We start from the raw sequence: 12,191 nt of genomic DNA, 5'->3' as shown, positions 1-12,191 counted from the left end.
TTAAGGAAGGGTCCGCGCATCGGGTATACGCGGGCGCGGGCAGGCATTCTGGCCAGCTTAATTCGCAGACCGCGCGGTCGGCCGTGGGGCAGAGGTGGGGCGGGCGTTTTCGAGGCTTTCATCGGGAATCGGTGTTCAGGTGTGCCAGGCCTCTGACAGGCCTCTCGTCATGCATAACGCATTAATTGGAGGTAATGCGGAGCAATGCGGCAATTTGTGGCTGGGCGTGGCTGGAAAGGGCGATGTACCGCTGGCCGTATCGGTGAGTCGCCGCCTGCAAATGATGCGCCAGCATGTCACGCGCCCGCCAGTCACGGCAGCCTGAATGTGCCGTCGACGATCGTCACCGAGGGGCCGCCGATCCACGTTTTGCCGGCTGCATCGTCGTAGCGCACCGAGACGTTGCCTGCGCGACCCAGCGCGGTGCCCTGGCGGGCAGTGTAGTGCGGGCCCGGGCGCAACTGCTGGGCGCTCAGCAGTCCCGCCAATGCGGCGTTCGCGCTGCCCGTCACCGGGTCTTCCCCAGCGCCGAAGCGGCCGCCCGCCATCAGGCAGCGTACTTCGAAGGTAGCCGGGCCGTCGGCGTCGTGCGGACCGTAGACCGCGAGGCCATGCGTATCCACCGAATGCACGAGTTCTGCCAGTGCGGCGGCATCGGGTTCGAGCGCGAGGCAATCGCGCGCCGAATTGACGCGCACCACGAGCCACGGTGCACCGTTATCGACCGCGCAAGGCGTCGCGCTGAAATCGATCGCGTCACTACTTAATGCTGTAGCGAGCATTGCATATTGATCTTGTGCGAGCGGCGTGACGCGTGCGGGTGGCGCAGCGAATGCCCATGCTTGCGCATCCTGATCGGCCTCGCCGCTCAGTCTGGCCAGTTCGACGAGACCCACGCCGCATTGCTGCATCAGCCTGCCGGCCTGCTTCGGCTGGTAGCCGCTTTCGAGTAGCGCATGCGCGGTGCCGAGCGTCGGATGGCCGGCGAACGGTAATTCGCCATGCGACGTGAAGATACGCACGCGGTAGTCGGCGGCCGGATCGGTCGGCTTCAGCAGGAAGGTTGTTTCGGAGAGATTGGTCCAGTGCGCGATGGCCTGCATCTGATTCGCATCGAGCGCGTCGGCATCGAACACGACTGCGAGCGGATTGCCTTTGAACGGCACCGACGTGAACACGTCGACTTGTTTAAAACGAACAGTGTTGGCGAGCATCGGCGGGTCCGGCGAATCCTGCAGGTTGGTGTGGTTGGCGGATTCTATCTGGTGGTGAGAGATCGATCTACCTCGCCACAAATGCAAAACGCGCCGCGAGTGATCGACACCTCGCGACGCGTTTAGTACAACTTGTGCCGGCCTGGCCGGCAGCCCGTCTTATTCGGCTTCGTTATGTGACTTCGTTATTCGACTTCGGCAATCATCTCGATCTCGACGCATGCGCCGAGCGGAATCTGCGCCACGCCGAACGCCGAGCGCGCATGCTTGCCGCGCTCGCCGAACACGTCGGCGATCAGTTCGGACGCGCCGTTGGTCACCAGATGCTGCTCGGTGAACTCGAGCGTCGAGTTGACGAGGCTCATCAACTTGACGATGCGCGTGACGCGATTCAGATCGCCCACATGCGCATGCAGGGTGGCGAGCAGGTCGATCGCGATCGAGCGCGCGGCAGTCTTGCCTTCTTCGGTGGTGAGCGTGGCGCCGAGCTTGCCGGCCCACACCTTGCCGTCCTTCTTGGCGATGTGACCGGACAGGTATACCGTGTTGCCGCTTTGCGCGCTCATCACATAAGCGGCTGCCGGAGCGCCTGCGCTCGGCAGTTCGATGCCGAGTTCCTTGAGCTTGTCGTAAACATTCGTTTGAGCCATGTCGTGTCCTTGGTCGGTGGTGAAAATTCGGTGACGGGGGCGGGGCGGGCGAAGACCGCTTAAATCTTCGCTCGAATCAGCGCCGCGAGACGCGCTACGCCTTCGTCGATCTTAGCCGGCGGCACCGTGACGAACGACAGACGCAGCGTATTGTGCTGCGCTTCGTCCGCGAAGAACGGACCGCCCGGCACGAACGCGACATTCTGCGCGACGGCTTCTTCGAGCAGTTTCATGCTGTCGATCTGCGCGGGCAGATTCACCCACACGAACATGCCGCCTTCCGGACGATTCCAGCTCACGCCTTCGGGCATATAGCGTTCGAGCGAGGCAAGCATCGCCGCGCATTGATCGCGATACAGCGCGCGGATGGTCGGCACGTGCGTGTCGAGGAAACCGTCCTTGACCACTTCATACACGATGCGCTGCGTGAAGCTCGGCGTGTGCAGATCGGTGGCCTGCTTGGCTTGCACAAGTTTGAAAATCAGTTCTTCGGGCGCGATGATGTAGCCGACCCGCAGGCCCGGCGCCAGCACCTTCGAGAACGAGCCCAGGTGGACGATGTGATCCGGCGACATCGACAGCATGGTGGGCAGCGGTTCGCCCGCGTAGTCGAGTGCGCCGTACGGATCGTCTTCGATCACCGGGAACGGTGCGGTCTTCGCAAACGCGGCGAGAGCACGGCGGCGTTCGACCGGCAGGCGGCGGCCAGTCGGATTCTGAAAATTCGGCTGTGCATACAACAGGCGCGCGCCGGCCGTCAGCTCGGGCGTGAGCGCTTCCGGAATCAGGCCTTGCGCGTCGGTCGGCACTTGCACATAGCGCGGCTCGTACATCGAGAACGATTGCAGTGCGCCGAGGTAGGTCGGCGTTTCGACCAGCACCGGGCTGTCCGGGCACACCAGCACTTTGCCGAGGAGGTCGAGCGCCTGTTGCGAGCCGGTCGTGATCAGCACCTGGGTGGGGCGAATCTGCGCGCCGTTCACCGAATACCGCAGTGCAATCCATTCGCGCAGCGGCAGATAGCCTTCAGTCGCGCTGTATTGCAACGCCGCGGCGGGCGCGTCGCGCAGAATGCGGTCGGACGCTTCGCGCATGCGCTCGGCGGGGAAGGTGGCCGGCGACGGCAGACCGCCCGCGAACGAAATGACCTCCGGCCGCTCCGTGACCTTCAGGATCTCGCGGATCGCAGAGCTTGTGAGCTTGCGCGCGCGTTCGGACAGTTGCCACATGGGGGCTTTCAAGTCGCTTTGGTCCATGGTCTCCTCGTCTGGTGTGTCTGGAACCGGTCAAAATTTCAATTATCGCGCGAGTCGGCGACCCGCGCGCGCTGCTTATTTAAGGGTCCGTAGACCGTCGGGCGTTTCAAACTCGGCGGTGAGCGCCGCTGCGCCTTCCGTCGGCGCCAGCGCAATCAGGTGCGCCGCGCCCAGCCACTGCAATTGCGCCGCTATCGCGTCAACTTGCGGATGGATGGCTTTCAGCGTTCTCAGCGCGAGTCCCGTCTCCGGCAATACCGCCGACGGATGCCGCGGCGTGTCCCACTGAATCAGCGACGGCAATACGCCGTCGCCCGCGCCTTGCCAGGCGGGAAATGCACCGTCGTCGGGCACGGACAGACCCCACCTGAAATCGCCGCGCGTCATCGGCACGATCGGTGCGATGCGCCGCGGATACTGCGTTTGCCACGTCGCGAGGCGTTTCGGCCTCTCGACGCGTGCGACCCAATGCGACAGATACGGCCCTTTTTCGAGCCGCGCGCGGGTCGCGGGGTCGTCGAGGGCGAACAGCCGTGCGCGCGTCGCGCCGCCGTCCGCCGGCGCGACGGCCTGCGGATCGATCGCGATCACCTCCAGATACACGCCGCCCCACAGGTTCAGCAGGCGGTTATGCGTGCGCATCAGCGGATGTGCGCCGCCGCCGGCCGGTGCGACGCCGAGCGTGTCGGCGACGTACTGCGTGCCCTCGTCGAGGGTACGGGCGGAAATCACGAGGTGATCGAGACGAAGCAAATGAGCGGTCATGGCGGATCGAAGAAACGGTTTCTGCGGTGAGCCGGAGCGTGCGCCGCGTGTGGCGGCGGCGTGGCCGGGGTCGTAAGCATAACCGTTCGCCGGATCGGCGGGCGAGGCCGGCCGCGGCGAGGATTGCGCCGCTATCTTCAATTCGTGGCTCGGCGCCGTGTCGGGCGCCTCCATGATCCGCTGCGTGTCTCAAATGTAGCGGCGGCGACCGGCACAGTAACGGTACAATCAATTCGATACTGTTCGGTACAGTTGGAGCCCGTCATGTCCGTCCCGCTTGCCCAGATTCCCGCCCCGCACGATACGGCGTCGCTGACGCTGGTCGAGCAGCTTGTTCAGTGGGCGCGCCGCCGCATCGAGGAGCGGGTGTTCCGCCCGGGTATGCGCATGCCGTCGATCCGCAAGCTGGCGCTCGACAAGGGCGTGTCGCGCTTCACGGTGGTCGAGGCGTATGAACGGCTGGTGGCGCAAGGCTACCTGGAGTCGCGGCGCGGCTCGGGTTTCTACGTACGCGAGCGGCTCGGCGGCGCAGCCTCGGGCGAGCTCCACGCGATCGCCGAAGCGGCGCCCGCGCCGGCCACGATCGACGTCGTCTGGTTGCTGCGCAATATGCTGCATACGGGCGCGCGCCCCGAGCGCAGTCCGGGGCTGGGCTACTTGCCGGTTCGCTGGCTCGACGGCGATCTGATCACCAACGCGCTGCGCACGCTCGGCCGGCAAAGCGGCGCGCAGATGCTCGGGATCGGCACGCCGCTTGGCTTTTTGCCGCTGCGCCAGCAGTTGCAGACGCGGCTGGAGGAGCTGGAAATCGGCGCGTCGCCCGAGCAGATCGTGATGGTCTCCGGCATTACCCAGGCGATCGACCTGATTTCGCGCATTTACGTGAAGCCGGGCGATGCGGTGATCGTCGGCGATCCGGCCTGGTTTCAGATGTTCGGACGCTTTGCGTCGCAGGGCGCGCGGCTGGTCGGCATGCCGTATACGCCGGACGGTCCCGATCTCGACGCGCTCGAATCGCTGGTGCAGACGTGGCGGCCGAAAATGCTGGTGATCAATTCGGTACTGCAGAACCCCACCGGCACCTCGCTCACGGCCGCGCAGGCGTTTCGTATCCTGCGACTTGCCGAAGCCTACGACTTCATCGTCGTCGAAGACGACATTTACGGCGATCTGTGTCCGCCGAGCTATCCGGGCACGCGCCTCGCGAGCCTCGACCAGTTGAAGCGCGTGATCTACCTCGGCAGCTTTTCGAAGACGCTCGCGCCCAATCTGCGCGTGGGTTTCGTCGCCTGCGCGCCGGAAGTGGCCAAGGCCGTCAGCGATCAGAAAATGCTGGTCGGCATGACGAGCCCCGAGTTGAACGAGCGCGTGCTCTACAAGATTCTCACCGAAGGCCATTACCGTCGACATGTCGAGCGGCTGCGCGCGCGGCTGGACGGCGTGCGGGAAAAGTCCGTGCGGATGATCGAGAAGACCGGCATGAAGCTGTTCTTGACACCTACGGCAGGCATGTTCCTGTGGGCCGACACCGGCGTCGACGCGGACGCGCTGGCGGCCGCCGGCCATGAAGACGGCTTTCTGCTGACGCCTGGGAGCCTCTTTTCGCCGCAGCAATCGCCGACCACGTGGATGCGCTTCAATATCGCCAACTGCGGCGATCCGGAGCTGTCGGCGTTCCTGTGCCGCTATCTGGACGGCGTCGCGCGGCGCGCCTCTTGAAACTGCGCCGGATCGTCCCCAGCTAGGCGGACGATCCGGCGGGCCGGCGATCCGGCGCCCCGGCGGGCGTGGCCAGTCAGCCGTTTAGCGCCACGCCTGACTTGAACCCCATTCGCAACAGAGAGGAAGTCCGACCATGGCACAAGAAACCATGAGCTTTCAGGCAGAAGTGAAGCAGCTTCTGCACCTGATGATCCATTCGCTGTACAGCAACAAGGAAATTTTTCTGCGCGAGCTGATTTCGAACGCGTCCGACGCGGCCGACAAGCTGCGCTTCGAAGCGATCGAAAATAGCGCGCTGTACGAGAACGATCCGAATCTGCGCATCCGCGTGTCGTATGACAAGGCAGCGCGTACCGTCACCATCGACGACAACGGCATCGGCATGAGCCGCGACGAGACGATCTCGCATCTCGGCACGATCGCGCGTTCGGGCACCAAGGAATTTTTCGGCAAACTCTCCGGCGACCAGCAGAAAGATGCGGCGCTGATCGGCCAGTTCGGCGTGGGCTTCTACTCGGGCTTCATCGTCGCCGATCGCATTACGGTCGAAACGCGCCGCGCCGGCCTGCCGGCGTCCGAAGGCGTGCGCTGGGAAAGCGCGGGCGAGGGCGATTTTGCCGTGGAGACGATCGAGCGCGCTCAACGCGGCACGACGATCACGCTGCATCTGCGTGCCGATGAAGACGACCTGCTGTCGTTGCATCGTCTGAAGTCGATCATCCAGAAGTATTCGGATCACGTCGCGCTGCCGATCCTGATGCAGAAGGAAGAGTGGGACGCGGAAAAGAGCGAGATGGTCACGAAGGACGAGAACGAGACTGTCAACCAGGCCAGCGCCCTGTGGACCCGTTCGAAGAACGACATCACCGAAGATCAGTACAAGCAGTTCTATCAGCATCTCGCGCACGATCATCAGGATCCGCTGACGTGGACGCATAACCGCGTCGAAGGCCGCAGCGAGTACACGCAACTGCTGTATGTGCCCACCCACGCGCCGTTCGACATGTGGAATCGCGATCATCGCGGCGGCTTGAAGCTGTACGTGAAGCGCGTGTTCATCATGGACGACGCCGAGCAACTGCTGCCCGCGTATCTGCGTTTCGTGAAGGGCGTGGTCGATTCGAGCGATCTGCCGCTGAACGTATCGCGTGAAATCCTGCAGGAAAGCCGCGACGTGAAGGCGATCCGCGAAGGCGTGACCAAGCGTTCGCTGTCGATGCTGGAAGAATTGGCCAACTCCGAGAGCGACGCCGACAAGGAAAAGTACGCAGGTTTCTGGAAGGAATTCGGCCAGGTGCTGAAGGAAGGCATCGGCGAGGATTTCGCCAATCGCGAGCGTGTCGCCAAGCTGGTGCGCTTTGCGTCGACGCATACGGATTCGCCCGAGCAAACCGTTTCGCTCGCCGATTACGTCGCACGGATGAAGCCCGAGCAGAGCAAGATCTACTACGTGACCGCCGACACCTGGCAGGCCGCGACCCACAGTCCGCATCTTGAAGTGTTCCGCAAGAAGGGCGTGGAAGTGCTGCTGCTGACCGATCGCGTCGATGAATGGATGCTGTCGTTCCTGAATGAATTCGACGGCAAGCCGCTGCAAAGCGTCGCGCGCGGCGATCTCGATCTGGGTGCGTTGAACGACGAAGAAAAGCAGGCGCAGGAAAAGGTTGGCGAAGAGTTCAAGCCGCTCGTCGACAAGATGAAGGAAGCGCTGAAGGACAAGGCGAAGGACGTGCGCCTGACGTTCCGCCTGACCGATTCGCCGTCCTGCCTCGTCGCCGACGATGGCGAAATGAGCGGTTACCTGCAACGTATGCTGAAGGCCGCGGGGCAGCAAGCGCCGTCGTTCCATCCGATTCTCGAAGTGAATCCGGAGCACGCGCTGGTGAAGGGCTTGCATGCGGACAGCGCGAACTTCGACGATTGGTGCCATCTGCTGTTCGATCAGGCCTTGCTTGCCGAAGGTGGTGCGCTGGAAGATCCGGCGAGCTTCGTGAAGCGTACCAATGCGCTGTTGCTGGCGCGCGCGGGTTGAGCTTGCGTGGTGAGCTTGATTTAGCGTCGTGTTGACGCTTGTGATTGAAAAATGCGCTGCCTCGGCAGCGCATTTTTTTGCCCGTCCCCGGCGCGATGTCTTGCGCCGGGTGAATGAGGCGGGTCGGCGTCCGAGCGGCTGCTAATTGAACTTCGTGAAGGGAGGAAGGGGGAGGGGCTGGCGATCCCCTGACAGCGTCGCCGTTATAATCCGACACCATGCCTATCCGTTTCGATGCCGCCGACGCCCACTGGCGCGTCGCTCCCTTACCCGGCTTTAGCGCCGCCCAGAAAGACTGGCTGACGCGCGGTGGTTCATTGACCGCGCATCTGCGCACGCTTGGCGCGGTCGCGGTGCGCGTCACGCGCGAAGCCGTCGCGCTGCCGTGGATTGACGAGTACGCCGCGCTCGGCATCGCGCCGCGCGCACCTGCGTGGGTTCGGGAGGTGGTGCTGTCGGTCGACGGCGTGCCGTTTGTCGCCGCGCATAGCGTGGCGCCCCTGGCCGCGAGCGTCGGCGTGTGGCAGGCGACACGGCGGCTACGCACCCGGCCGCTTGCAGAGTTGCTATACAGCGATAGCAGCGTCGCGCGTTCGTCGCTAGTGAGCCGCAGGCTGACGGCGCGTCATCCGCTGTACCGGTTGGCCCTGCATGAGATCGGCGCGGCGCCGCCGCATGCGCTGGTCGCGCGCCGCTCGGTGTTCGAGCGCCACCGCGCGCCGTTGATGGTGACCGAATGCATGTTGCCCGCGCTGTGGGCGCATCTGGCTTCGTCATCGGGTGAATCATCCGCGTCTGCGCTGCACGCTGCGCATCCACGTTCGCGCGAACATGGCCGCCCGCTCGAGCACATCGCATCGCGCGCGCATCCCGTGTTTCGCGCACCCGGCGAGGCAAGCCGCTAATGTTGCGCGGCTTTCCACCGGTGGTCGCCGCGGATACACATACGCTGATTCTCGGCAGCTTTCCCGGCGAGGCATCGCTCGCCGCGACGCAGTACTACGCGCATCCGCGTAACCAGTTCTGGCGCCTGCTCGGCACGGTGCTCGACGAACCGCTTGCCGGGCTCGCTTACGAAGAACGTCTCAAGCGCGTACTCGTCCATGGCATCGGCGTATGGGACGTGCTCGCAGCGTGCCATCGCGAGGGGAGCCTGGATGCGGCGATCCGCAACGCGCAACCGAATGACTTCGCATCGCTGCGCGAGCATGCGCCGCTGTTGCGCAAAGTCTGCTTCAACGGCAAGACGGCAGGCCGCTTCGCGCCGGTGATCGGCGAAGCCGGCTACGCCACCCTCGTATTGCCTTCGTCGAGTCCGGCGAATGCTATGCTCTCGTTCGACCAAAAATTGCGTCTCTGGCGCGACATCCTTACATGACGAAATTGATCAAGCGCGCTTCGGCTGAAGCGCGTGCTTTCCGCAATCAAGACGCCGACACCGCGGGCAGCAAACAGAAAGTAGTGCGCAACAACAAGCGTGCACTGCACGACGACGATCTGCGCGACGCGCCGCAAATCGAAGCGCCGCGCAAGCCGCGTTTCGCTCCTGTCACGTTCTCGGAAGAGGGCGGCGTGCGCTTCCTGCATTTCGGCACGGAATGGGTTCAAGGCGCAATGCGTCTGCGCAAGCCGGATCACATCGAACTCGAATACGCGCAGCAGATGATGGCCTGGCTGCTATTCATCGAAACACCCAGGCGCATCGTCCAGCTCGGTCTTGGCGCAGCGGCGCTGACCAAGTTCGCCCACCGCTTCCTGAAGCGCGCGAAGGTCGAGGCGGTCGAGTTGAATCCGGCCGTCGTCGTTGCTGCGCGGACGATGTTCGAATTGCCGCACGACGATGCACGCCTGACCGTGCACGAAACCGACGCGTGGGACTTTGTCAACGACCGCGACAACCACGGCACGATCGGCGCGCTGCAAGTCGACGTCTACGATGCGACCGCGCGCGGCCCGGTGCTCGACAGCGTCGGCTTCTATCGCGCAGTGCGCGCGTGTCTGACCGACGCGGGCGTGGTGACGGTGAACCTGTTCGGCGATCATCCGAGCTTCGTGCGCAACATGAAGCGTTTGAACGAAGCGTTCGACGGCCGCGTCGTCGCGTTACCGGAAGTGCACGACGGCAATCGCATCGCGATCGCGTTCTCGGGCCCGGCGCTCGACGTGCCGTTCACGGCGCTGCAAGCGCGCGCCAGGCTGATCGAAGCGGAACTTGGCCTGCCGGCCCGCAAGTGGATCAAGGGTCTGCAGGAATCGACCGGGCAGAAGGGCAGCTCGTTCTCGATCTGACGATCGAAGCAGCCGGGCCGGGCAAGGTGGCTCGCCCGGCGCGAAGCAGTGTCCGGCCCTGCGCACTGCGCCGTCGCGCCACGCGGCGCTTCGCGAGGCCGGAACCCACCGCGCATCAAACGGCCAAGCCGCTTTTCACTCAGGCGCGCGCACGGCCACCCGCTGTAGGCCGCCCTGCGTCGAGCCGTCTGTCCCATCTGCATCAAAGCACCGTCTCGCCTCGGGTCGTCCCTGCTTGACCGCACGTTCGCGGCTCCTATACTCTTTCGAAGCTTTCGGGGCGCCTGTTGCTTATCCGGCGGCGGCCGCCCGCTGCGGGAACCGCCACCCGTCAAAACACGGGCCAACATTTCAATAATAGGTAGGAGGAGACGTCATGGCTCACGACGCCGACGCGAACAAAGCCAGCAAGCGCTGGCTATGGTTGCTGCTGCTGCCCTGGATCGCGATGATCTGGGTGCCGTCATATAACAAGGTCGAACCGCAACTGTTCGACTTTCCCTTCTTCTACTGGTATCAGCTCCTGTGGGTGCTGATCAGCGCGGTCATCACGGCGCTCGTGTACTTCAAGACCAAGACCCGCTCGACGGGCCGTCCGCAAGGGGGCGCGCAATAATGAACGCCACCGCAACTTTCGTCTTCGTTCTGTTTTTTGTCGGCGTCACCATTCTGGGCTTTATCGCGGCCCACTGGCGGCGCGGCGATCTGGCCCATCTGGAAGAGTGGGGCCTCGGCGGCCGGCGCTTCGGCACAATCGTCACCTGGTTCCTGCTGGGCGGCGACCTGTACACCGCGTACACCTTCATCGCCGTGCCGGCGCTCGTGTTCGGCGCGGGCGCCACGGGCTTCTTCGCGCTGCCGTACACGATCCTGATCTATCCGTTCGCGTTCGTCGTGTTCCCGAAACTGTGGAGCATCGCCAAACGTCAGGGCTACGTGACATCGGCCGACTTCGTATCCGCCCGTTATGGCAGCCGGATGCTGGCGCTCGCCGTTGCGGTGACCGGTATCCTCGCGACAATGCCGTACATCGCGCTGCAACTGGTCGGTATCGAAGTGGTGATCGGCGCGCTGGGTTTCGACACCACGGGCTTCGTCGGCGATCTGCCGCTGATCATCGCGTTCGCGATTCTGGCGGCGTACACGTACACGTCGGGCCTGCGCGCGCCGGCGATGATCGCCGTCGTCAAGGACGTGCTGATCTACATCACGATTGCCGCCGCGATCATCGTGATTCCGCCGCAGCTCGGCGGCTTCGGCCATATCTTCGGCGTGGTGCCGCCGGCCAAGCTGCTGCTGAAGGCGCCGGACGTGTCGAGCCTGAACGGCTACAGCGCGTATGCGACGCTCGCCATCGGCTCGGCCCTTGCGCTGTTCCTGTATCCGCACTCGATCACGGCCATCCTGTCGTCGAATTCGGGTAACACGATCCGCCGCAATATGGCGATGTTGCCGGCTTACTCGCTGGTGCTCGGTCTGCTCGCGCTGCTCGGCTTCATGGCGCTCGCAGCGGGCGTGAAGGACATGCCGGAATTCGCACCGTACTTCAAGGCGTTCGGCCCGAACTTCGCGGTGCCGGCGCTGTTCCTGCACTTCTTTCCGTCGTGGTTCGTCGGCGTCGCGTTCGCGGCGATCGGCATCGGCGCGCTGGTGCCGGCGGCGATCATGTCGATTGCGGCAGCGAACCTTTACACGCGCAACATCCACAAGGAGTTCGTCAACCGCAACATGTCGCATGAGCAGGAGACCAATGTCGCGAAGCTGGTGTCGCTGATCGTCAAGGTCGGCGCGGTGGCGTTCATTCTGGGACTGCCGCTCACCTACGCGATCCAGTTGCAGTTGCTGGGCGGCATCTGGATCATCCAGACGCTGCCGGCGATCGTGCTGGGTCTGTATACGCGTATGCTCGACTACCGCGGTTTGCTGCTCGGCTGGGCGGCCGGCATCGCAACCGGCACGTGGATGGCGATTTCGCTGAAGCTGGCGAGCTCGATCTTCACGATTCACCTGTTCGGTTTCGCGATTCCGGGCTACGCGGCAGTGTGGTCGCTGGTCGTGAACCTGGTGGTGGCGGTGGTGGTGAGTATTCTGGTGCGTGTGCTCGGCATGCAGCGCGCCGAAGACCGCACCCGTCCGGAAGACTATCTGGACGCGGTCGAAGGCTGAACAAGCCGCTCCACCTCGCTTCAAGGCGCAGCGCCCGCAAACGAAAGTTTGCGGGCGTTTGTCGTTCAGGGGCACTCTGGTGCACGATAGCGGAACC

At 64.0% G+C, this 12,191-nt stretch carries 11 protein-coding genes; 7 read left to right on the top strand and 4 right to left on the bottom strand.

Annotation, left to right across the window (positions count from 1 at the left end; genetic code table 11):
- Window positions 1-311 precede the first annotated feature (311 nt).
- The 4 genes from WN982_RS15620 to WN982_RS15605 all read right to left on the bottom strand — a co-directional run bounded on the left by WN982_RS15620 (window position 312) and on the right by WN982_RS15605 (window position 3,885).
- Window positions 312-1,214, bottom strand: coding sequence for a PhzF family phenazine biosynthesis protein (locus WN982_RS15620; RefSeq protein WP_341312844.1), 903 nt, complete (start codon window positions 1,212-1,214; stop codon window positions 312-314).
- A gap of 185 nt (window positions 1,215-1,399) precedes the next feature.
- Window positions 1,400-1,864 carry a RidA family protein gene (locus WN982_RS15615; protein ID WP_341312843.1) on the bottom strand — a complete coding sequence of 155 codons (465 nt, stop codon included), beginning with the start codon at window positions 1,862-1,864 and terminating at the stop codon, window positions 1,400-1,402.
- 59 nt (window positions 1,865-1,923) lie between these two features.
- On the bottom strand, window positions 1,924-3,120 hold the full coding sequence (locus tag WN982_RS15610) for a PLP-dependent aminotransferase family protein (RefSeq protein ID WP_341312842.1): 1,197 nt from the start codon (window positions 3,118-3,120) through the stop codon (window positions 1,924-1,926).
- A gap of 75 nt (window positions 3,121-3,195) precedes the next feature.
- Window positions 3,196-3,885: a VOC family protein gene (locus WN982_RS15605; RefSeq protein ID WP_341315809.1), complete on the bottom strand. Its 690-nt coding sequence runs from the start codon at window positions 3,883-3,885 to the stop codon at window positions 3,196-3,198.
- Window positions 3,886-4,149: 264 nt separating this feature from the next.
- Between WN982_RS15605 and WN982_RS15600 the strand changes: the two genes are divergently transcribed.
- The 7 genes from WN982_RS15600 (at window position 4,150) to WN982_RS15570 (ending at window position 12,094) form a co-directional block, all read left to right on the top strand.
- Complete coding sequence (locus tag WN982_RS15600) at window positions 4,150-5,604, top strand: PLP-dependent aminotransferase family protein (protein WP_341312841.1); 1,455 nt, start codon at window positions 4,150-4,152, stop codon at window positions 5,602-5,604.
- A gap of 136 nt (window positions 5,605-5,740) precedes the next feature.
- Entirely contained in the window at window positions 5,741-7,639 is a 1,899-nt protein-coding gene (gene htpG, locus WN982_RS15595) for a molecular chaperone HtpG (protein ID WP_341312840.1), read from the top strand.
- A gap of 218 nt (window positions 7,640-7,857) precedes the next feature.
- The gene (locus WN982_RS15590) at window positions 7,858-8,544 is read left to right on the top strand and encodes a chorismate lyase (RefSeq protein WP_341312839.1); all 687 of its coding nucleotides are present in this window, start codon (window positions 7,858-7,860) and stop codon (window positions 8,542-8,544) included.
- Entirely contained in the window at window positions 8,544-9,017 is a 474-nt protein-coding gene (locus WN982_RS15585) for a DNA-deoxyinosine glycosylase (protein WP_341312838.1), read from the top strand. Before WN982_RS15590 ends, WN982_RS15585 begins: the two co-directional genes overlap by 1 nt.
- Window positions 9,014-9,928, top strand: a complete 915-nt coding sequence (locus WN982_RS15580) for a spermidine synthase (RefSeq protein WP_341312837.1) — start codon at window positions 9,014-9,016, stop codon at window positions 9,926-9,928. Before WN982_RS15585 ends, WN982_RS15580 begins: the two co-directional genes overlap by 4 nt.
- A gap of 376 nt (window positions 9,929-10,304) precedes the next feature.
- A complete protein-coding gene (locus tag WN982_RS15575) occupies window positions 10,305-10,544 on the top strand; it encodes a DUF3311 domain-containing protein (protein WP_341312836.1) in 240 nt (79 codons plus the stop codon).
- Entirely contained in the window at window positions 10,544-12,094 is a 1,551-nt protein-coding gene (locus tag WN982_RS15570) for a sodium:solute symporter family protein (RefSeq protein ID WP_341312835.1), read from the top strand. Before WN982_RS15575 ends, WN982_RS15570 begins: the two co-directional genes overlap by 1 nt.
- The last annotated feature ends 97 nt before the right edge of the window (window positions 12,095-12,191 follow it).

The sequence above is a fragment of the Paraburkholderia sp. IMGN_8 genome, from assembly GCF_038050405.1.
Lineage (GTDB): Bacteria > Pseudomonadota > Gammaproteobacteria > Burkholderiales > Burkholderiaceae > Paraburkholderia.
Note: the sequence above shows the minus strand (reverse complement) of the source record. Positions and strands in the feature narration are given on the sequence as shown.

Bases quoted from the DNA above. Each gene is read 5' to 3' on its own strand.
- WN982_RS15585 (WP_341312838.1), top strand. From the start codon at position 8,544: ATGTTGCGCGGCTTTCCACCGGTGGTCGCCGCGGATACACATACGCTG.
- WN982_RS15620 (WP_341312844.1), bottom strand. From the start codon at position 1,214: ATGCTCGCCAACACTGTTCGTTTTAAACAAGTCGACGTGTTCACGTCG.
- WN982_RS15600 (WP_341312841.1), top strand. From the start codon at position 4,150: ATGTCCGTCCCGCTTGCCCAGATTCCCGCCCCGCACGATACGGCGTCG.
- WN982_RS15570 (WP_341312835.1), top strand. From the start codon at position 10,544: ATGAACGCCACCGCAACTTTCGTCTTCGTTCTGTTTTTTGTCGGCGTC.
- WN982_RS15590 (WP_341312839.1), top strand. From the start codon at position 7,858: ATGCCTATCCGTTTCGATGCCGCCGACGCCCACTGGCGCGTCGCTCCC.
- WN982_RS15610 (WP_341312842.1), bottom strand. From the start codon at position 3,120: ATGGACCAAAGCGACTTGAAAGCCCCCATGTGGCAACTGTCCGAACGC.
- WN982_RS15605 (WP_341315809.1), bottom strand. From the start codon at position 3,885: ATGACCGCTCATTTGCTTCGTCTCGATCACCTCGTGATTTCCGCCCGT.
- WN982_RS15615 (WP_341312843.1), bottom strand. From the start codon at position 1,864: ATGGCTCAAACGAATGTTTACGACAAGCTCAAGGAACTCGGCATCGAA.
- htpG (WP_341312840.1), top strand. From the start codon at position 5,741: ATGGCACAAGAAACCATGAGCTTTCAGGCAGAAGTGAAGCAGCTTCTG.
- WN982_RS15580 (WP_341312837.1), top strand. From the start codon at position 9,014: ATGACGAAATTGATCAAGCGCGCTTCGGCTGAAGCGCGTGCTTTCCGC.
- WN982_RS15575 (WP_341312836.1), top strand. From the start codon at position 10,305: ATGGCTCACGACGCCGACGCGAACAAAGCCAGCAAGCGCTGGCTATGG.